This window comes from Rugamonas sp. FW305-51 (assembly GCF_058786935.1).
Genome location: NZ_JBYSZG010000023.1, coordinates 58,981 through 78,538, shown reverse-complemented (window position 1 = coordinate 78,538; position 19,558 = coordinate 58,981). Strand labels below are relative to the sequence as shown.

Below are 19,558 nucleotides of genomic sequence, written 5' to 3'. Positions count from 1 at the left end.
CCGTTTTGCTACAAAGTGTAACGTTTGTAAGCAGGTTTGATGCTTGCAGTAAAATGTGACGCTGGTCACCGAAATATTTGTCGCAGGCAAGGATAATCGGGTCTGGTAACGGGAGAATAAGATGCGCAAACTGATATTAACGGCCAGCCTGCTGCTGGCAGCCTGTGCGGCCCAGGCCGCGGAGGCGGGGAAGATCATCTTTGTCGCCGGCGCCTCCCGCATTGCCGACCAGCCGGCCGCATTGGACGGCGCCGTCAACGAAGGCGAACTGCTCACCACGGGCAGCGACGGCTACCTGTACATCAAGACCATCGACAACGGCCTGTTCATCCTGCGCCCCAACACCCGGGCCCGCATTGCCGCCTATCACGTGGATGCGGCCAATCCGGCCAACACCCGCATCAAGCTGGAGCTGATCAGCGGCGTGGCCCGCAGCCAGTCCGGCCAGGCCGTCAAGCTGGCGCGCCAGAATTTCCGCTTCAACACCCCGGTCGCCGCCATCGGCGTGCGCGGTACGGACTTTACCGTCTTCACCGACCAGGATACGTCGCGCGTGACCGTCATTTCCGGCGGCATCACCGTGAGCGGCTTCGTGGGCGCCTGCCGTCCGGAAGGCAGTGGCCCGTGCGAAGGCAACACGGGACGCGAACTGAGCGCCGCCCAGAAAGGGCTGCTGTTGCAAGTACAGCGCGGCCAGTCGCTGCCGCAATTGTTGCAGGGAAACAACTCGCTGGCGCCGGACATGGTGGCGCCGCCCCGCGGCGACGAGCCGGGCAAGGTGGCGGCGAGCGGCAGCGTGCTGTCGACCGATCCCAGTCTGGACCCTAAAAAGAATGTGTTAATACAACAGGGGGCGGAAAGCAACGCCCAGCCGACCGACAAGAACACGCAGCTGCCGCCGGCCGAGCAGGTGACCAAGACCGACCCCGTGCCCGTGCCGCCGTTGCCGCCCAAGGAAGTGAGCTGGGGGCGCTGGACCACGATCGCGGGCGCCGCGCCCACCAGTGGCCTGAGCAAGGCGGGCGCCGACCGGCTGGCCATGACCGAGGATTACGTCCTGTTCCGCGCCCGCAGCGGCAGCGATTTCGTCGCGCCCACGAGCGGCAGCGTCAGCTTTACCATGGCGCAGGCGTCGGCCGTCGTCAAGGACCAGCTGACGGCGCAAAAGAGTGTCGCGACGGTGCAAAACGGCCTGCTGGCAATGAATTTCGACAAAGCGTCGTTTACTACCAGCTTCGATTTGCTGACCGGGCAGTCCGAAGTGTTCAAGCTGGGATCGACCGGCAAGGTGGGGGCCGATGGCCTGTTTTACTCCACCAACCGCAGCATCCCGGGCATGAACATCGGCGTGACGGGCGCGTTGACGGACTTGAATCATGCCGCCTATCTGTTCCAGGGCGGGCTGGACGGCCACCGCGTCGTCAACGGCGCCATTGTGTGGACTAAATAATTATTCGGCAGTCTACGGGGCCCGCCGGCGTGCAATACGCCGGCGGGTTTTATTTTATGGATATGCGCATAAGTGAATATTGGTGAGTTTTTATATTCAAATTTTTAATCTACGGGTTTCGGGTCTTATAACGAAATTCGTGCCGGTTTGCCGGCTGCATGGGGAGATGTTTCATGCCCTGGACAGTCTATGCGGCAAAGATTGATTTCTCCACGGTCATCTTCCATAATGGCCGCGCGGTAAATTTTTGTCGCATAAAAAGCAATAAAAGTAGAGCTAATTGAGGTTTGATGTGATGCCCATCACATCTTCCCCCAGGTATGCTCTGCCATGATTCGGTACGCAAACTTGTAATGCGAGTGTCGCGTCGCCGAAGTGCTAATTTTTTCTAATCTTAGGAGTTTTACAAATGGCTACACCTACCGAACAATTGCAACAACTGTATGTAGCGTACTTCAGCCGTCCAGCCGACGTTGACGGCCTGAACTACTGGCTCAACGCCCTGAGCCACGGCGGCACCATCGCTCAAGTGAGCGCAGCTTTCGCCGTCCAGCCAGAATACACCTCCGTCTACGGCGGCAAGCAGCCTTCCGAAGTGATCGACACCGTCTACATGAACCTGTTCGGCCGTCACGCTGAGCAAGGTGGCCTGGACTACTGGGGCGGCATTCTGCAAGCCCACCCTGAACTGATTTCGCAAATCGTGACCGCCATCGTTGCCGGCGCCAAGAACGAAGACGGCACCCCGAACTCGGACGGCGTCGCTTACAACGACAAAGTTGCCGCTGCTGTCCTGTTCACCGACGAACTGAAAGTTGTCGGTAACGAAGCCGAGCGTATCGCTTACCAGAGCGGCAAGCAAGCCGTCCTGGACATCGCCAAGACCTACATCGCCTCCGTGACCGACGACGCTACGCTGGCCACCGCGACCGCCGCCCTGCATGACACGGCGCTGCAAATGGTCAGCGCTTCCACGCCAACCACCACCTTCACGCTCACCACCGGTATTGATACCGTTACCGGTACTATCGGTAACGACGTTATCAATGCTGCCCTGGATACCGGTACCGCAACCTTTGGCGCGCTGGACTCCGTCAACGGTGGCGCAGGCACCGATACGATGAACGTCGTGCTGACCGGCGGTGTCCTGTCGGCTACCGGCGCCACGGTTCAGAACGTTGAAGTCGCCAACCTGATTTCCGCTGCCGCGATCACCGCTGCCAATGTCTCCGGCTGGACTGGCCTGACGACGGTCAACGTGACCTCCGGTGCTGCGATTTCCGGCGTTGTGGCTGCTGCCACCACCGACATCAACGTGGCCGGCGGCCTCGCTGGCGTTTCCGTCAACGGCGGTAAGAACGTCGTGATTTCCAACAGCACCGCTGGTTCCATCAACGTCGGTGGAACGACTGCCGCCGCCGGCAACGTCACCGCGACCAACTCGTTCGCTACCGGTACCGTCGCTATCAAAGGCGCTGGCGCCCTGACCGCGACCGCCAACGATGGCGCAGTGACCTTTACCAATGGTACCTCGGTCAACGCTACTGCCTCGAGTGCAGTTGCTCTGGCTACGCAAGTCGCCGACCTGGACGCGCAAACGGCTGCAACGGATGCAAATACTGCTGCGACCGGCGATACCGATGCATCGGGTCTGGCCAAAGTTGCCGCTACCGCAGTGGTGACCGACCAGGCGACCCTGGCTACCGCCATCGCTGCTGCTACCAATTCGTCGGCAAACCAGGGCACCGCGCTGTCGATTCAGGCCGCTACCAAAGCCGCCTTTGAATCGGGCGCGATTACCATGGCCGACAAGGTCGCCATCGACCTGGCCTTCGCAACTGGCCTGACGACCAGCACTGCCGCTGCCCGCACCGCTGCCCAGGCTGTGCTGACCCCGCTGCAGACGGCCTCGACGGCTGCAAAAACGGCTGCCATCGCTGCGGACACCGCCCATGACGCTACCGTTGCTGCCGCCAAGGCTGCCGCTGACGCGGTTGTCACGGCTGATACCGCAAAAGCTGCCCTGGTTGACGGCGTGACCGTCACGGCGACCACCAACACGACTCTGGCCAGCGCCACCGTCAAAGGCAACTATGGTGCTGTTGGCCTGGGTACCGGCGCCGCTTTCGGTAACGCGATTACCGATGCATCGACGCTGAACAATACGTTGACCACGGTCACGCTGGAAAACGCCGGCGCTTCCGAGTTGACCGGTCTGGCCATCGCTAACGTGTCGGCTACCGGCATGGTCAGCAACGTTAAGGTCGTGAACACGACTGCAGCTCACACCGAAACCTTCACGCTCAGCGGTGTTACCGCCGGTACTTACACCGATGCCAACGCGACGACGGTGAACGTGGTCAGCAACGGTTCGGCCACCAACGTGCTGACCGGTTTGTCCGCTACGCTGGCAACCGCAGTGAACGTTACCGGTGCTGCTGGCCTGAACTTCGGCACCACGACCTTCGCCGCCGCTGCTGTCATTGATGCGTCTGCCAACACCGGTACCAACACCATTACCGTTGCTGCTGGCCAGACCTACAAGGGCGGTTCGGGCGCGGATGTGGTTACCACGAACGGCGGCGCATTGCAGACCAAGACGGTCGATGGTGGCGCCGGCGCAGCTGACAAGCTGATCCTGGCAAACAATGCCGATTTCGCGACGACTGGCGCTGCCAAGTTCACGAACTTCGAAATCGCTCAGATCAACAACGGCGTTACCGCTGACCTGTCCTTGTTCACCGGCTCGACCTTCACGTCGGTGGTCCTGAACGGTGCTACGGTTACTGCTAACGGCCTGAACGCCACGCAAGCCGGCGACATCACCATCAAGGGCGGCGCGCAAGCCATCACCCTGGGCGTGACGGGTGCTACCACTGTCGGCCATATCGATACGGTGCACATCACCACGGCAACTGCCGCAGCGACGCTGGCTACGCCATCGCTGGCCGGTGTTGAGATCCTGAACCTGACGCTGGGCAAAGACCTGACCATCGGCGCACTGACCAGCGCCACGGCGCTGACCAATGTCAACGCTACCGGTAGCTCCAATCTGAGCATCACCTCGGGCGCCATGGCCCTGAACGTCAACTCCGTGGTTGACGCGTCCGGTGTCACGGGCGACGTGACCCTGGACTTCTCGCTTGCAACTGCCAACGGCATCTCGCTCAAGGGTGGTGATGGCGACAACACGCTGACGGGTACCGATATTGCCGGCAAGGGCAACTCGATCACCTCCGGTAACGGCGACAACACCGTCACCGGTGGTCAAGCCGATGACATCATTACCGTCGGTAACGGCAACAACACCATCGAAGGCGCTGCCGGTTCGAACACGATCACTGCCGGTAACGGTGACAACACGATCACTGTGACGGCTTCTGCTGGCACCAACACGATCGTTGCTGGTAACGGCTTGAACGTCATTACCGGCGGTAGCGGTGTTGACACGATCACCGTCGGTACCGGTGGTAACCTGGTCACTGGTGGTGCTGGTGCCGATATCATCACCTTCGGCGCACACGCTTCGGGCGTGCTCGATGGCATCGTCATGGCAGCCGCCGGCAATACCCTGAGCGCAGCATCGGCTGCCGCAATGGCAACCGCCGCCGCAGCTACCCTGGCTGGCGTGGATATTGTTACCGGCGTGCATGCCGGCGACACGATCAACCTGGCCGCGCTGAGCGCTACCTTCACCGGTACGCTGGGTACGACGATCGCTTCGGCAACCGGTGCTACCGCTGCCCTGGTGACCGGTACCTACGATACGACGGCTCACACCTTCACCGCTTCGGCGACCGGTACCGACAGCCTGGTTGTTTATGACCAAGACGGTTCGACTTCCGGCGCAACGGTGACGGAAGCTATCGTTCTGGTTGGCTACCACGGCACGGCAACCGCCGCTGCTGGCATCATCACCCTGGCCTAATTTCCTGGCCAGTCGGCCGGATGGGATGCGAGTCCCGCCCGGCTGTCATAGCGCCACCTTGATGTCTGGTCTGCCAGGCATCAAGCGGCCTGCAACCCCGCGCTTCGTGAGAACGCGGGGTTTTTTTTATGGAAGGCATCCTGTGCCCGCCTGTGGCGCGCTCCATGCCTTGCCCATGCGTTTGCGGCATACCCAGATTGCCACTTGCCATCCTCCAGGCATCCCGGACAATGATGGAAAAATGTGATGTACGTCACATTATTTGTTGAACTTGGTCTATAATCTGTCGCCTGACGCGCATTTCCCGATACTGTTTCTCTTCGGCGCCGCGCTGCTGCTTTTTGCGGCCCAGCATGTGTGGAGACCATCCCCATGCCGCCGCCTTAGCTTCATCACCGTGAACAGCACCAGTAACCACATGAAAAAACTTCTCACTCCCCCCAACGAAATCCAGCAGGTGTTGCAGGGTTTCAGGCGCACGTTCTATACCGTGGGCACCTTCAGCGCGATCACCAACCTGCTGATGCTGGTGCCGTCGCTGTACATGCTGCAGGTCTACGACCGCGTGCTGGCCAGCCGCAACGAAATCACGCTGCTGATGCTGACCCTGATGATGCTGGGCGCCTACCTGGCCATGAGCGCGCTGGAAATGATACGCAGCTTCGTGCTGGTGCGCGTGGGGGCCCGTTTCGACATGCAGCTCAACAAGCGCGTGTACACGGCGGCCTTCGAGCAGAACCTCAAGCGCGCCGGCGGCAACGCCGGCCAGGCGCTGCAAGACCTGACCAACATCCGCCAATTCTTGACCGGCAATGCCTTGTTCGCGTTCTTCGACGCGCCCTGGTTCCCCGTCTATCTGATCGTCATCTTCCTGTTCGAGCCGTCGCTGGGCGTGTTCGCCCTGTGCGGTACGGCGGTGCTGGTGGTGCTTGCTTATGTGAATGAAAAGGTGTCGCACAAGCCGCTGGCCGAAGCCAATGGCATGGCCATCGCGTCGTCCAACCTGGCGACGAACAATCTGCGCAATGCCGAAGTGATCGAATCGATGGGCATGCTGCCCAACCTGATGAGCCGCTGGTTCAAATTGCACGGCCGTTTCCTGCAGCTGCAGGCCGAGGCGAGCGAGAAGGCCGGCATGGTCGGCGCCGTGACCAAATTCGTGCAAGTTTCCCTGCAGTCGCTGGTGCTGGGCTTTGGCGCCATGCTCGTTATTGAAGGCAAGATCACCTCCGGCATGATGATCGCCGCCTCCATCCTGCTGGGGCGCGCCTTGGCGCCCGTGCAGCAGGTGATCGGCGTATGGAAAACCTGGAGCAGCACCCGCAGCGCCTATGAGCGGCTGCTTAAATTGCTGGAAGCGAATCCCGCGCGGCCGGCCAGCATGCCGTTGCCCCAGCCGCAAGGCCAGCTGCACGTGGAAGGGGTGTCCGCCGCGCCACCGGGCACGCAGACGGCGGTCTTGAAGGGCGTGACGTTTGCCATCGCACCGGGCGAAGTGCTGGGTGTGATCGGCCCCAGCGGTTCGGGCAAGTCGACGCTGGCGCGTTTGATGGTGGGGGTGTGGCCCGCAATGATGGGCAAGGTGCGCCTGGATGGCGCCGATATCTTCCAATGGAACAAAGCCGAGCTTGGACCGCACATCGGCTATTTGCCCCAGGACATCGAACTGTTTGGCGGTACCGTCAGCGAGAACATTGCCCGTTTTGGCGAAATCGATTCGGAAAAGGTGGTGCTGGCCGCGAAGCGCGCCGGCATCCACGAAATGATCTTGCATCTGCCCAAGGGTTACGACACCCTGCTGGGCGATGGCGGCGCCGGTCTGTCCGGCGGCCAGCGTCAGCGGCTCGGTCTGGCGCGCGCCATGTACGGCGATCCTGCGCTGATCGTGCTGGATGAACCCAATTCCAACCTCGACGATGTAGGCGAAATGGCGTTGGTACAGGCGATTAACGATTTGCGCCAGCGCGGCAAGACCATCGTGCTGATTACCCACCGGACCAGCGTGATCAGTGTTACCAGCAAGTTGTTGTTGCTGCGTGACGGCATGCTGGAGATGTTCGGTCCGACCAATCAGGTATTGGCTGCATTGCAGGAGAACACGCAACGCGCCTTGGCGGCACAGCAGCAGGCACAAGCGCAAGCTCAGGCCCAGCAGCAAGCTTACGCCCAGCAGCAAGCGCAGGCCCAGCAGCAAGCCCATGCCCAGGCGGAGGCGCAGGCGCAACTGGCCATGGTCCAGCAGCAGGGCAGCCAGGCGGCACAGGCCGGCAACGCGGACACCGTGGCCGAAGAAGTCAAGGAACAGGAGTAATCATGAGGAATCTACTCAAAGACAAGGCCCAGGCCACCGAAGTCATCGCGCACGACGTTGCGGCGCAGACCGTGAATATCGACGAGCGCGTCTACAGCAAGCTGGGCTGGCTGATCGTATTGCTGGGCGTGGGCGGTTTTCTGCTGTGGGCCATTTTTGCACCGCTGGACAAAGGCGTGCCCGTCAGCGGTACCGTGGCCAAGGAAAGCAACCGCAAGGCCATCCAATATCAGGCCGGCGGTACGATCGAGGAAATCCTGGTCAAGGATGGCGATGTGGTCAAGGCCGGCCAGACGCTGGTGCGCATGAACGACGTGCAGCCCAGGGCGCAATATGACATCGTGCATGCCCAGTATCTGACGGCGCGCGCCACCGAGGCGCGCCTGTTGGCCGAGCGTGCCGGCAAGTCGGCCATCGCTTTCCCGCCCGATCTGCTGGCCGCGCGCAACGAGCCGCAGGCGGCCACGGCGATGGCGTTGCAGAACCAGCTGATCGCCTCGCGCCAGATGGCGATCCAGAACGAATTGGCTTCCTACGACGAGAATATCGCCGGACTGAAAAGCCAGTTGACCGGTTTGCAGGAATCGCGCGACAGCAAGCGGGAACAGTTGAAGTTCCTCAAGGAGCAGCTCGATAATCTGCGCGAGCTGGCCAAGGATGGCTACGTCTCCCGCAGCCGCCTGCTCGATATGGAGCGCGCCAACGCCCAGCTGGTCGGTTCCATTGCGGAGGATATCGGCACGCTCGGCCGCACCCAGCGTCAGATCGCCGAGACCGGCCTGCGCCGCAGTCAGCGGGCGCAGGAATACCAGAAGGATGTCAATACCCAGCTGGCCGAGGTGCAGCGCGACCGCGAGATCAGCGAGAGCAAGGTGAGCGCGCAGAAGTACGATTTGTCCAATGTCGACGTGAAGGCGCCGGCCGACGGTGTGGTCGTTGGGCTGAGCGTATTCACCAAGGGCGGCGTGGTGGCGCCGGGCTTCAAGATGATGGACGTGGTGCCGACCGACGATGCCTTGATCGTGGAAGCCCAGGTGGCCGTGAACCTGATCGACAAGGTCAGGGTGGGTTTGCCCGCTGAACTGATCTTTTCAGCCTTCAACACCAACAAGACGCCGCACATTCCCGGCGTAGTGACGCAAGTGTCGGCCGACCGTACGCTGGACGAGCGCACCGGCAATCCCTACTACAAGATCCGCGCCCGGGTGACGCCGGCCGGCCTGAAGCTGATCGCCGCCCACCGGATGGACGTGCAACCCGGTATGCCGGTGGACCTGTTCGTGAAGACGGGTGAGCGCAGCATGATGAGCTACCTGCTCAAGCCGGTGTTCGACCGCGCCAAGACTTCGATGACGGAGGAGTGACCGTGGCCTTCCCGTCGAAAGCAAAGCCGCGTCCGCTGGTCCGCATGATGGCCAAGGCGCTGGGCGTGGCCCTGATGTTGCACGGTTCCGGCGCCATGGCGCTGGGGCTGATGCAAGCCTACGAGGCCGCGTTGCAGAACGATCCGCAATACCGTTCGGCCAGGTATGCCAACGAGAGCGGCAAGGAGAATCGCGTGCTGGGCCGCTCCAACCTGCTGCCCAACGTGAGCGGCAGCTACAGCGGCACGCAGAACCGCACCACCATCGTCCAGCATTACAAGGGGGTGACGGAATCGCCGGTGGCGCAGGACTATTTCTCCCGCGGCAGCTATCTCCAGCTGCGCCAGCCTTTGTTCAATTTGGACAGCTGGGCCCGCTACAAGCAGGGGGCGGCGCAGAGCGATTACACGGCGGCGCAATTTGCCAGCCAGCAGCAGGAAGTGATCATGCGCGTCGTCAACGCCTATATGGACGTGCTGTACAAGTACGACTTGCTGGCCCTGGCCCGGGTCGAGCGCGATATGTATGTGGAGCAGCGCAAGGTCAATGACCGGATGTTCGAAAAGGGCGAAGGCACCAGGACCGACATGCTGGAAACCCAGGCCCGGCTCGATGCGTCCGAGGCGCAGGTGCTCGAGAGCATGGACAATCTGACCGTGTCGCGCGATACGCTGGCGGCCATCGTCGGCGCCGACATCGGCGAGCTGGACCGGCTGGCCGCGGACTTCCACGTCCGTCCCGGCGATGGCGAGACCTTCGAGTACTGGAAGGCGATCGCGCTCGAGCACAATCCCGATATCAAGACCCTGGCCTATGCCGTGGAGATCGCCCATCAGGAAGTGAACAAGGCGCGTGCCGGGCATGCGCCACGGGTGGACTTTGTGGCCGTGTATGGCAAATCCGGTTCCGAGTCGATCAGCGTGGTGGGCCAGGATCAGACGGTGCGCAGCATCGGCGTGCAAGTTAATATTCCGCTGTATTCGGGCGGCCAGGTCAATGCCGCCAGCCGCCAGGCCGTGGCCAACCAGGAACGGGCGCGCGCCGACCTGCAGGTGCAGACCGACAAGACCGTGCTGGAACTGCGCAAGGATTACGGCAGCCTGCTGAGCAGCGTGACGCGCATCGGCGCGCTCGACAAGTCGGTGGCGTCGGCCGAATTGCTGGTCAAGGCGACCGAGCAAAGCGTCAAAGGCGGCGTGCGCATCAATCTCGACGTGCTCAACGCCAGGCAGCAGCTGTACACCGCCAAGCGCGACCTGGCGCAGGCGCGCTACAACTATTTGCTGACCTCGCTGCGCATGCGCGCCGCCGTCGGTACGCTGGCCGTGGATGACGTGCGCGACATGGCACGTTACTTCCGCTAGACGGTGGCGGCACGGTATGGGCGACACGATAGAGGTGACGGTCGACGGTGTGACTTACCGCTTCGACGAATTGGGCGAGGAGGCGCGCGAGCAGGTGACGAACCTGCAGTTTGTCGATGCGCAGATCGCTGAATTGAACGCCAAGCTGGCGGTGTTTCAAACCGCCCGCAACGCCTATCAGGCGGCGTTGCAGCAGTTGGTGCCGCGCGCCTTGCAATAGGCGGCTGGCCGGGGCCATGAAAAACCAGGTGGGCGGACGCGCAGGCGTTTGTCGACCTGGCTTTTTTATCGGCGTCCAGATTTTCAATCTAAGCTATTGGATCGCGTGCCATCCCCACCGGAATCAAGCAGGCTGCATCAAGCAGCGTGACGTACATCCTCGTAATTGGGCATCGTAGCCAAGACGCTACCCAAGCCAGTCCGCGCCGCTTGCAGATCATGCTGCGCCTGCAAACGCAGAAAAAATCCATCCGACAACTTAAAAAAGTGACAAAGACGCAGATCCGTATCCGCAGTGATGGCTCGTCCATGCATGATGATGGCGCCTATCCGTTGTGCTGGCACGCCAATTGACTTTGCCAGTCGATATTGCGTGATGCCGAGTGGATCAAGAAATTCACTCTTCAATACTTGGCCAGGCGTCGTGGACGGCACGGTGTTGCCGGTGACGATGTCGGAAAAGTCGACATGATGGAGATCGTTTCGATTGATGTTCATATTCACCTCTTAATGGTAATCACAGATTTCAATGTCGGTCGCGGTGCCGGTGCTATCATCAAAACTAAAGCAGATACGCCATTGTTTGTTAATGCGAATGCTCCATTGTCTGTCCTTGGCGCTTGCCCACCAATTTCTCCAGCATATTTCCTGGAGGAACGCGAAGATCCTGTACCAATAACGCGGCATCGATCAATGCCAGCTTCGTCTTGGCTGTGACCTGTATTTCATGCGGCAACTTTCTAACTTCATGACCATCAAAAATCGCCGCCGTTTCCTTGTTTTTGAAAGATTGTATGGACATGAGTAGACAATAACGCACGGCGAACATAACGTCAAACGTTAATGTTTGATCATCGACATTGATAGCTCTGCTATAGGGGATGATTTAGTTGTAATATTGGCGATGCTGCCACATTGGAGAAGTAGCATGGAACAAGTCCTGCGACGGGCCGGCGGCTCGCTGGTGATGACGGTGCCAAAAGCGTTTGTTGAGCAGAACAAGCTACGCGATGGCTCGCGGGTGCAATTGGAGCTGGCCGGTGCGCAGATGACAATCAGGGCATCGCGCCGGCCGCGCCATGTGCTGGCGGAACTGCTGGCGGAGATGCCGGCCGAGCTGCCGCGTGCCGAGGGCTGGGACGCGATGCCGGCCGTCGGACTGGAGTCGCAATAATGGCGTATGCGCCGGCGCACGGCGACATCATTCACTTGCAGTTCGACCCGGCCAGCGGGCGTGAAATGAAGGGAGCGCACTACGCCTTGGTAGTCAGCGCCAAGGCGTTTAATGTGCGCGGGCTGACATTCTCTGCTTGAATGCGCTGACGTCGAAGGGGCGGGGTTCACCGCTGGATTCACCTGCCGTCAGCGCCGCGCGGACCGCAGCAAGTTCTGCGTTACGCTCCTGTTCGCGGCGGATCAGGTCACGGATGCATTCGCTGTCGTTGGTGTAGTGCCCAGCGTCAATCTGCGCCTTAATCCAATCGTCTTGCTGGTCGGTCAAAATGATGGTCTTGCGCACGGTGCCCATGATGTGCAACCTCAATTCAGTATCGTGCGAAAATTATCGCACTATTGGTGCGATATGGCGCAAATTTTGTGCCGCATCCCCGGTCCCCGATTACGGCTGATTGGCGCTCTTCTTGCCGTAGCAGTGCGGGCACGATTGCTCGTACACATACTCCGGCGCCAGCTGCTGGCGCGGCGTGACCACCGAACGGCACACGAAGCACTGCACGGTTTCGGTCGGCTCCAGCTTGGGGTTGAGGGCGGTACGGTAGTCGAACACGAAGCAGTCGCCCGTGTAATGGTCGCCGCCCACTTCCTCGAAATACTTGAGGATGCCCCCTTCCAGCTGGTACACGCTGTCGTAGCCGATGTTCTGCATGTGGATGGCGGCCTTTTCGCAGCGGATGCCGCCGGTGCAGAAGGTGACCACGGTCTTGCCGGCGAAGTCGTCCTTGTGGGCGGCGATCACTTGCGGGAATTCCGTGAACTTCTTGATGCGGTAGTCCACCGTGCCGGTGAAGGTGCCCACGTCCACTTCGAAATCGTTGCGGGTGTCGACCATGACGACGGGTTTGCCGTTGTCGTCCACGCCGTTGTCGAGCCAGCGTTTGAGGGTGGCCGCTTCCACGAAGGGCGCGCGGCCGTCTTCAGGCTTGATCAGCGGCATGCGCATGGTGATGATTTCCTTCTTGATCTTCACCAGCATGCGCTTGTGCGACTGCTCTTTCGAATAGCTCTCCTTCACTTCCAGGTCGGCGAAGCGCGCGTCGCTGCGCACCCAGGCCAGGTACTGGTCGATCTGGCTGCGCGGGCCGGACACGAACATGTTGATGCCTTCCGGCGTGAGCAGGATGGTGCCCTTCAGGCCCAGCTCGGCGCAGATGGCCTGGTACTGGGGGCGCATCGCTTCCGTGTTGTCGAAAGTGATGAACTTGTAGGCGGCGATGTTGACGTGAGCGGCAGCGGCAGCGATGGCGGCAGCATGCGCTTCAGCTTGTAAAGCGTTATTAGCGGGCATGATGGTGATGAGAGGAAAAACAGGAAAGGCGACATTATACGCCTCAATATTTGATCTGGCGCCGTATTTGCCTAAAAAGTGGGCAAATCGGGGCGCTGCCGCAGATAGCGCTTGATGTTCAGCGGCGATAGTCGCTAAAATCAAACCAGTATGGTCAGAATCGGAGGGCGGGATGCAAATTTGGCAAATCCAGGAAGCCAAGGCAAGACTGTCGGAGTTGGTCAAGCGCGCACAAAGCCAGCCACAGGACATTACGCTGCATGGCAAATCGGTGGCGGTGGTACTGTCGCGTGAAGCCTATGACCGGCTCGCGTGCAGTCAGGGGTCGCTGGTGGAATTGATGGCCAGCAGTCCATTCCGGGGAGCGGACGACGTTCACTTCGAACGCGAACCCGGCATGACGCGCGAGCTTGAGTTTTGAGCTACCTGATCGACACCAACGTGTTATCGGAGCTGAAACGCAAGGTGCCTGACCAAGGTGTGCTCGAGTGGTTCGCGCAGCGCCCGCCGCAGATTTTGTACCTGAGCGTATTGACGCTGGGGGAGATCCGCAAGGGCGTCGAGGGTGTCAAGGATGCGCGGCGCAGGCAAAGATTGTCGGACTGGCTGGAGTCCGATTTGCGACAATTTTTTTACGGGCGCATCTTGAGCGTGGATGCCGCCGTGGCCGACCGGTGGGGGCGCCTGGTTGCCGACGCCGGCCGCCCGCTGCCCGTCGTCGACAGCCTGTTGGCGGCAACCGCGCTGACGCATGACCTGGTGCTGGTCACGCGCAATGTACAGGATTTTGCGGGTTTGCCGGTGCAATTATGCAACCCCTGGTCGCCGCCTTAATCGGAATCGCAAGCGCTAGGCTGCCAACGTGGTCTACGGTTGTGTTTGTGCCCGAATGACAGACTTGACCCCGCTATTCCTAATTTGATAGTCCTATTGCAAACCAAGTTCAATGGTGCTGCAAGGTGGGCGTGCAGTGAGTTGATCGCTCCCCGTCCGCGCACGGTAAAATAGCGGGTTATTGATCCAGCGGCGAACAGCGTATGAACATGGTAGCAAACGAACAAGACAGCGCGGCCCCCTTGGCCCCGGCGGCTCCCGCCGGCCCCGGCTTCGTCCACCTGCGGGTGCACTCCGAATATTCCATCGTCGACGGCCTGGTGCGCATCGACGACCTGGTGTCGGCCGCCGCCAAGGACAAGCAGGCGGCCCTGGCCGTGACGGACCTGTCCAATATGTTCGGCATGGTCAAGTTCTACAAGGCCGCCCGCGGCAAGGGCATCAAGCCTGTGGTCGGGGTCGACGTGTGGATCACCAATGACGATAACCGCGACAAGCCGTCGCGCCTGATGCTGTTCGCCAAGAACCGCATGGGCTACCTGCAGCTGTGCGAACTGCTGTCGACGGCCTGGCTCACCAACCAGTACAAGGGCCGGGCCGAGATCCGCACCGAGTGGCTGGCCGAGCTGACCACCAAGACCTACGCGCTGCTGCCCGACGATAGCCCGGCCAACGGGCTGATCGCGCTGTCGGGCGCGCACTTCGGCGATGTCGGCATCGCCATCGAAAACGGCAACCCGGCGCTGGCCGAGCAGCACGCCGAGAAATGGGCCCGCATCTTCCCCGGCCATTTCTACATCGAGATCCAGCGCGCCGGCCAGGCCAACCAGGAAACGCAGGTGCGCCACGCGGTGGCGCTGGCCGCCAGGCTGGGCTTGCCCGTGGTGGCTACCCATCCGGTGCAGTTCATCTCCAAGGACGAGTACATCGCCCACGAGGCGCGCACCTGTATCGCCGAAGGCGAGATGCTGGCCAATAACAAGCGTGTGCGCAAGTTCAACGAGCAGATGCGCTTCCTGTCGCAGGCCGAGATGCGCGAGCTGTTCGCCGACCTGCCGGCTGCGCTGCAAAATTCCGTGGAAATCGCCAAGCGCTGCAACCTGACGCTGGTGCTGGGCAAGCCGCAGCTGCCCAACTTCCCCACCCCGCCCGGCATGACGATCGACGAATTCCTGGTCGAGGAAACCAAGAAGGGCCTGGAGGAGCGGCTGCTGCAGCTGTTCCCCGACCCCGTCAAGCGCGAGCAGAACCGCGCGCGCTACGAGGACCGCCTCAAGTTCGAGAACGAAACCATCATCAAGATGAAGTTCCCCGGCTACTTCCTGATCGTGGCGGAGTTCATCCAGTGGGGCAAGAACAACGGCGTGCCGATCGGCCCGGGCCGCGGTTCGGGCGCCGGTTCGCTGGTGGCCTATTCGCTCAAGATCACGGACCTGGACCCGCTCAAATACAACCTGCTGTTCGAGCGTTTCCTGAATCCGGAACGGGTTTCGATGCCCGACTTCGACATCGACTTCTGCCAGGAGAAGCGCGAACTGGTGATCCAGCACGTCAAGGACCTGTATGGCCGCGACGCCGTGTCGCAGATCGCCACCTTCGGTACCATGGCGGCCAAGGGCGCGATCCGCGACGTGGGCCGCGTGATGGACTTCGGCTACAACTTCTGCGACGGCGTGTCCAAGCTGATTCCCTTCAAGCCGGGCAAGCCGGTGTCGATCGCCGAGGCGATCGAGGAGGAACCGATGCTCAAGGAGCGCCAGCAGAACGAGGAGGAAGTGGCGCAGCTGCTGGACCTGGCGCAGCAGGTCGAAGGCATCACCCGCAACATCGGCATGCACGCCGGCGGCGTGCTGATCGCGCCGGGCAAGCTGACCGACTTCTGCCCGCTGTACACCCAGGGCGGCGACGCCGGCGTGGTGTCGCAGTACGACAAGGACGACGTGGAGGCCGTGGGCCTGGTCAAGTTCGACTTCCTGGGCCTGACCACGCTCACCATCCTCGACCGCGCGGTACGCTACATCAAGGCGCTCGATCCCAAGGAGGCCGACTTCGACCTGGCCGCGCTGCCGCTCAACGACCGCCCATCCTACGAGCTGCTGACCAAGGCCAAGACGGTCGCCGTCTTCCAGCTTGAGTCGCGCGGCATGCAGGGCATGCTGAAGGATGCGCGGCCCGACCGCTTCGAGGACATCATCGCGCTGGTGGCGCTGTACCGTCCGGGCCCGATGGACCTGATTCCCGACTTCTGCAAGCGCAAGCACGGCGAAAAATTCGACTATCCCGATCCCCGCACCGAATCCATTTTGTCCGAGACCTACGGCATCATGGTGTATCAGGAGCAGGTGATGCAGATGGCGCAGATCGTCGGCGGCTACTCGCTGGGCGGCGCGGACATGCTGCGCCGGGCGATGGGTAAGAAAAAGGCCGAGGAGATGGCCGAGCACCGCGAGATCTTCCGCGCCGGCGCCGCCAAGGATGGCCTGAGCGCCGAGAAGGCCGACGAGATCTTCGACCTGATGGAGAAGTTCGCCGGCTACGGCTTCAACAAGTCGCACGCGGCCGCCTACGCGCTGCTGTCGTACCACACGGCTTATCTGAAGGCGCACCATCCGGCCGCCTTCATGGCAGCCAACATGTCGCTGGCCATGGACGACACGGAGAAGGTCAAGATCCTGGTCGAGGATGCGATCGACATCTGCGGCCTGACCATCCTGCCGCCGGACATCAACCAGTCCGACTACCGCTTCACGCCGGACGGCCCGCCGCCGTCGGTGACGGGCAAGAAGGTGATGCAGATCCGCTACGGCCTGGGCGCCGTCAAGGGGTCGGGCCAGAACGCGATCGAGGCCATCATCGCCGCCCGCAAGGCCGGCGGCCCGTTTTCCAGCCTGTTCGACTTCTGCAAGCGGGTCGACAAGAAGCAGATCAACCGCCGCACCATCGAGTCGCTGATACGCTCGGGCGCGTTCGACTGCCTGGGCGTGGACCGCGCCATCCTGCTCGCCTCCGTCGGTTTCGCCATGGAGTGCGCCGAGCAGGAAGCGCGCGCGGCCAACCAGGTGAGCCTGTTCGGCGGCGACGACAGCGACCTGGTGGCCCCGCCCGAATACGTCAAGTGCGCGCCGTTCACCGACCGCCAGAAGCTGGCCGAGGAAAAGATCGCGCTCGGCTTCTACCTGTCCGGCCACATGTTCGACTCGTTCGCGCCCGAGGCGCGCCGCTTCGCCCGCACCAAGCTGGCCGAGCTGGAGCCGTCGCGCGAGCCGCGCATGCTGTGCGGCGTGATCACGGGCATCCGGCCGCAGATGACCCAGCGCGGCAAGATCCTGATCGTCACGCTGGACGACAAGAGCGCCGTGGTGGAAGTGACCGTCTATTCGGAAGTGTTCGAAGAGAACAAGAAGATGTTCAAGGAAGACGAATTCCTGGCCGTGGTGGGCAAGGTGTCGGAAGACCGCTTCTCGGGCGGGCTGCGGATCTCGGCCGAAAAGGTGTTCGACATCGTCACGGCGCGCGTGCAGTATGGCCGCCAGCTGGGGCTGGTCCTGCCGACCACGCTCGACAGCCGCAAGATCGCCGACGTGCTGGCGCCGCACCGCCACGAGCAGGGTTTGCCCGTCTCGGCCCGCATCAGCCCCCAGGGCGTGGCCTGCGTGCTGCAGTTCGGCGACGAGTGGCGGGTGGCGCCGTCGGACGAACTGCAGCTGGCGCTGCAGCAGGTGCTGGGCGCGCGCGAGGTGGCGGTCGAGTATTGAGGTCGCGTCCGGCCCCGTCCGGAGCTCGCCCCCGGCGTCGAGCCGGGCGGCGCGCGGGGCGGCCCGGCTGGCGCCGGCCGGATCAGCCCTTGCCGTTCAATCCCGTGATGGCGTAACCCTTGGCGCGGATCTGCGCCAGCGGCTGGACGATGTGATAGTCGGGCAAGGTGTCATCGCCGGCCTCGTCCACTTCCACCCGTTGGGCGGTGGCCTGCCAGTCCGTGCTGATGGCTTCCTGTGGGATGGCTTTGTCTTCGGGCACGGCCAGGTAGGAAAAACTCCCGTTGTGCTCAGCTCTGCGATAAATATCCACGCGCATGTCGCTCCTCCTTGTTGGGCAGGCAGCAACAGGTGCCGGTATGGCGCCAGCTGCCGTCACCTATGGTACAGGATTTCAGCGCCCGTGGCCGTTCCCGCAATGGCGAACGGCGGAACGGCGGGGTCAAACGGCGGGGTCAGGTCTGGCATTCAGACACAGGCTCTGCGATGGGGGGCAGTTCCGGCAATCGGACACAAACTCCCCTGTACGGACGGATATGGCTTAGTCCGCGTCGGGTTGGCGGAACTGACCCGACGGACGCGGAACGGCGGGGTCAGGTCTGGCATTCAGACACAGGCTCTGCGATGGGAGGGCAGTTCCGGCAATCGGACACAAACTCCCCTGTACGGACGGATATGGCTTAGTCCGCATCGGGTTGGCGGAACTGACCCGACGGACGTGGGAACTGACCCCGACCGACGCGCCGACGGTACAAGCCGTCAGGCCAGGGCCGACAGGTACTCTTCGTCGCGGATGGCGGCATCCGGCGCCACCGGGCTGAAGTCGCGCAGCGGGGCGCCGGCCACGGGCGTCAGGCGCGGCGCTTGCAGGCCCGCATGCAGGATGGCGGCCAGCGCTTCCAGCGTTTCATGCCGCTTGCGGTATTCCGACCGTTTTTTCGAGGCGATGGTGGCCATGTCCGGTTCGGTCAGCGGCGCGCAGTCGAGCTGGTAGTCGCCGTCCGGCCGCCGCCGGGCGTCCATTTCCTGCCACAGGGCGTCGTAGTCGGCATGGACCCGGCCCTTGCGCACGGCCGTACGGGGCGCGCGGTTGGCGTTGCCCACCAGCCGCAAGTCCTGGCAGCCGTAGCTGTGGCCGAGATGGCGCAGCAAGTGCACCATCAGGTTCTTGGGACGCAGGCCGTGCAGGTCGCGCGTCGCTTCCTTGATGCGCAACAGGCCGTCTTCGTCCTGCGGCCCCTGCATGCAACCGATGCCCAGCGTCATGCCGCGCTCGCCCTGGAAGAAGGCGAACGCCACCGAAAACACCCGCTCGCCGTCCTGCAGCAGGCGCAGCATCAGCTCACCCTCGCGTTCCAGCGGCGCCACCGCGTGCAATTCCAGCTGGTAGGGACGGCCCGATTTGCCCGCCAGCGTGCCCAGCACCAGCGGTGCGCGCGCCACGCGCACCGTCAGCGGCCCCAGGCCGTGGCGCAGCACGAAGCGGTAATGGTCCTGCAGCACGGTCAGGCGCTGGGCGCAGCTGAAGGCGTTGCTCAGGTAGGGACGGTAGATCTTGTACACCATCAGCGGGTAGATCTGCACCAGCTCGTGGTACAGCGGATGGGAATTGAGCAGCTGCAGCCAGCCAAAAGTGCTTTGCCGGTTCAGGAAGGCCCGCAACGACAGCTTGAGCGAGTCGCGCAGGTAGGACAGGGCGCCGCTGCGGGCGGCCAGGCCCGTGCGGAGGGTGATCAACTGCGCCATCGGGTCGGTAGCCTGCGTCATCATGGAAAGGGAGGGCCGGAATACGGAATCGGGCATGTTATC

Annotated in this window: 16 protein-coding genes and 1 pseudogene; 11 read left to right on the top strand and 6 right to left on the bottom strand. The window is 62.2% G+C overall.

Annotation, left to right across the window (positions count from 1 at the left end; translation table 11 throughout):
- The first annotated feature begins 121 nt into the window (after positions 1 to 121).
- From AC3WOS_RS16860 to AC3WOS_RS16835, 6 genes are all read left to right on the top strand, one after another.
- Positions 122 to 1,450, top strand: a complete 1,329-nt coding sequence (locus tag AC3WOS_RS16860) for a FecR family protein (protein WP_492717175.1) — start codon at positions 122 to 124, stop codon at positions 1,448 to 1,450.
- A 409-nt stretch (positions 1,451 to 1,859) separates the two neighbouring features.
- Complete coding sequence (locus AC3WOS_RS16855; protein WP_492717174.1) at positions 1,860 to 5,378, top strand: hypothetical protein; 3,519 nt, start codon at positions 1,860 to 1,862, stop codon at positions 5,376 to 5,378.
- 418 nt (positions 5,379 to 5,796) lie between these two features.
- Entirely contained in the window at positions 5,797 to 7,689 is a 1,893-nt protein-coding gene (locus tag AC3WOS_RS16850; protein ID WP_492717173.1) for a type I secretion system permease/ATPase, read from the top strand.
- 2 nt (positions 7,690 to 7,691) lie between these two features.
- Positions 7,692 to 9,053: an HlyD family type I secretion periplasmic adaptor subunit gene (locus AC3WOS_RS16845; RefSeq protein ID WP_492717172.1), complete on the top strand. Its 1,362-nt coding sequence runs from the start codon at positions 7,692 to 7,694 to the stop codon at positions 9,051 to 9,053.
- A 2-nt stretch (positions 9,054 to 9,055) separates the two neighbouring features.
- The gene (locus AC3WOS_RS16840) at positions 9,056 to 10,417 is read left to right on the top strand and encodes a TolC family outer membrane protein (protein ID WP_492717171.1); all 1,362 of its coding nucleotides are present in this window, start codon (positions 9,056 to 9,058) and stop codon (positions 10,415 to 10,417) included.
- A 16-nt stretch (positions 10,418 to 10,433) separates the two neighbouring features.
- The gene (locus tag AC3WOS_RS16835; protein WP_492717170.1) at positions 10,434 to 10,637 is read left to right on the top strand and encodes a DUF6447 family protein; all 204 of its coding nucleotides are present in this window, start codon (positions 10,434 to 10,436) and stop codon (positions 10,635 to 10,637) included.
- Between the two features lie 137 nt (positions 10,638 to 10,774).
- Here AC3WOS_RS16835 and AC3WOS_RS16830 read toward each other — a convergent pair whose 3' ends face one another.
- Both AC3WOS_RS16830 and AC3WOS_RS16825 read right to left on the bottom strand, forming a co-directional pair.
- Complete coding sequence (locus AC3WOS_RS16830; RefSeq protein WP_492717169.1) at positions 10,775 to 11,134, bottom strand: HigA family addiction module antitoxin; 360 nt, start codon at positions 11,132 to 11,134, stop codon at positions 10,775 to 10,777.
- A gap of 9 nt (positions 11,135 to 11,143) precedes the next feature.
- A pseudogene (locus AC3WOS_RS16825) lies at positions 11,144 to 11,438 on the bottom strand (type II toxin-antitoxin system RelE/ParE family toxin).
- 126 nt (positions 11,439 to 11,564) lie between these two features.
- Here AC3WOS_RS16825 and AC3WOS_RS16820 point away from each other — a divergent pair.
- Both AC3WOS_RS16820 and AC3WOS_RS16815 read left to right on the top strand, forming a co-directional pair.
- A complete protein-coding gene (locus AC3WOS_RS16820; protein ID WP_492717168.1) occupies positions 11,565 to 11,810 on the top strand; it encodes an AbrB/MazE/SpoVT family DNA-binding domain-containing protein in 246 nt (81 codons plus the stop codon).
- The gene (locus tag AC3WOS_RS16815; RefSeq protein WP_492717167.1) at positions 11,810 to 11,950 is read left to right on the top strand and encodes a type II toxin-antitoxin system PemK/MazF family toxin; all 141 of its coding nucleotides are present in this window, start codon (positions 11,810 to 11,812) and stop codon (positions 11,948 to 11,950) included. The genes AC3WOS_RS16820 and AC3WOS_RS16815 overlap by 1 nt, the downstream gene beginning before the upstream one ends.
- On the opposite strand, the gene AC3WOS_RS16810 is transcribed toward AC3WOS_RS16815, so the two are convergent.
- A complete protein-coding gene (locus AC3WOS_RS16810) occupies positions 11,919 to 12,164 on the bottom strand; it encodes a type II toxin-antitoxin system ParD family antitoxin (RefSeq protein ID WP_492717166.1) in 246 nt (81 codons plus the stop codon). The two genes, AC3WOS_RS16815 and AC3WOS_RS16810, sit on opposite strands and share 32 nt — an antisense overlap.
- Positions 12,165 to 12,254: 90 nt before the next feature.
- The gene (locus AC3WOS_RS16805) at positions 12,255 to 13,160 is read right to left on the bottom strand and encodes a sulfurtransferase (protein ID WP_492717165.1); all 906 of its coding nucleotides are present in this window, start codon (positions 13,158 to 13,160) and stop codon (positions 12,255 to 12,257) included.
- A 172-nt stretch (positions 13,161 to 13,332) separates the two neighbouring features.
- On the opposite strand from AC3WOS_RS16805, the gene AC3WOS_RS16800 reads away from it, so the two are divergent.
- The 3 genes from AC3WOS_RS16800 to dnaE all read left to right on the top strand — a co-directional run bounded on the left by AC3WOS_RS16800 (position 13,333) and on the right by dnaE (position 17,749).
- The gene (locus tag AC3WOS_RS16800; protein WP_492717164.1) at positions 13,333 to 13,581 is read left to right on the top strand and encodes a type II toxin-antitoxin system Phd/YefM family antitoxin; all 249 of its coding nucleotides are present in this window, start codon (positions 13,333 to 13,335) and stop codon (positions 13,579 to 13,581) included.
- Positions 13,578 to 13,994 carry a type II toxin-antitoxin system VapC family toxin gene (locus AC3WOS_RS16795; protein WP_492717163.1) on the top strand — a complete coding sequence of 139 codons (417 nt, stop codon included), beginning with the start codon at positions 13,578 to 13,580 and terminating at the stop codon, positions 13,992 to 13,994. The genes AC3WOS_RS16800 and AC3WOS_RS16795 overlap by 4 nt, the downstream gene beginning before the upstream one ends.
- 203 nt (positions 13,995 to 14,197) lie before the next feature.
- A complete protein-coding gene (gene dnaE / locus AC3WOS_RS16790) occupies positions 14,198 to 17,749 on the top strand; it encodes a DNA polymerase III subunit alpha (RefSeq protein ID WP_492717162.1) in 3,552 nt (1,183 codons plus the stop codon).
- Positions 17,750 to 17,831: 82 nt separating this feature from the next.
- On the opposite strand, the gene AC3WOS_RS16785 is transcribed toward dnaE, so the two are convergent.
- Positions 17,832 to 18,068, bottom strand: a complete 237-nt coding sequence (locus AC3WOS_RS16785) for a DUF6139 family protein (RefSeq protein WP_492717161.1) — start codon at positions 18,066 to 18,068, stop codon at positions 17,832 to 17,834.
- A gap of 440 nt (positions 18,069 to 18,508) precedes the next feature.
- Entirely contained in the window at positions 18,509 to 19,552 is a 1,044-nt protein-coding gene (locus tag AC3WOS_RS16780) for a VirK/YbjX family protein (RefSeq protein WP_492717160.1), read from the bottom strand.
- Positions 19,553 to 19,558: the final 6 nt, after the last annotated feature.

Excerpts from the sequence above, each read along its gene's own strand:
- AC3WOS_RS16860 (WP_492717175.1), top strand. The coding sequence starts at position 122 with ATGCGCAAACTGATATTAACGGCCAGCCTGCTGCTGGCAGCCTGTGCG.
- AC3WOS_RS16855 (WP_492717174.1), top strand. The coding sequence starts at position 1,860 with ATGGCTACACCTACCGAACAATTGCAACAACTGTATGTAGCGTACTTC.
- AC3WOS_RS16850 (WP_492717173.1), top strand. The coding sequence starts at position 5,797 with ATGAAAAAACTTCTCACTCCCCCCAACGAAATCCAGCAGGTGTTGCAG.
- AC3WOS_RS16845 (WP_492717172.1), top strand. The coding sequence starts at position 7,692 with ATGAGGAATCTACTCAAAGACAAGGCCCAGGCCACCGAAGTCATCGCG.
- AC3WOS_RS16835 (WP_492717170.1), top strand. The coding sequence starts at position 10,434 with ATGGGCGACACGATAGAGGTGACGGTCGACGGTGTGACTTACCGCTTC.
- AC3WOS_RS16830 (WP_492717169.1), bottom strand. The coding sequence starts at position 11,134 with ATGAACATCAATCGAAACGATCTCCATCATGTCGACTTTTCCGACATC.
- AC3WOS_RS16820 (WP_492717168.1), top strand. The coding sequence starts at position 11,565 with ATGGAACAAGTCCTGCGACGGGCCGGCGGCTCGCTGGTGATGACGGTG.
- AC3WOS_RS16815 (WP_492717167.1), top strand. The coding sequence starts at position 11,810 with ATGGCGTATGCGCCGGCGCACGGCGACATCATTCACTTGCAGTTCGAC.
- AC3WOS_RS16810 (WP_492717166.1), bottom strand. The coding sequence starts at position 12,164 with ATGGGCACCGTGCGCAAGACCATCATTTTGACCGACCAGCAAGACGAT.
- AC3WOS_RS16805 (WP_492717165.1), bottom strand. The coding sequence starts at position 13,160 with ATGCCCGCTAATAACGCTTTACAAGCTGAAGCGCATGCTGCCGCCATC.
- AC3WOS_RS16800 (WP_492717164.1), top strand. The coding sequence starts at position 13,333 with ATGCAAATTTGGCAAATCCAGGAAGCCAAGGCAAGACTGTCGGAGTTG.
- dnaE (WP_492717162.1), top strand. The coding sequence starts at position 14,198 with ATGAACATGGTAGCAAACGAACAAGACAGCGCGGCCCCCTTGGCCCCG.
- AC3WOS_RS16785 (WP_492717161.1), bottom strand. The coding sequence starts at position 18,068 with ATGCGCGTGGATATTTATCGCAGAGCTGAGCACAACGGGAGTTTTTCC.
- AC3WOS_RS16780 (WP_492717160.1), bottom strand. The coding sequence starts at position 19,552 with ATGCCCGATTCCGTATTCCGGCCCTCCCTTTCCATGATGACGCAGGCT.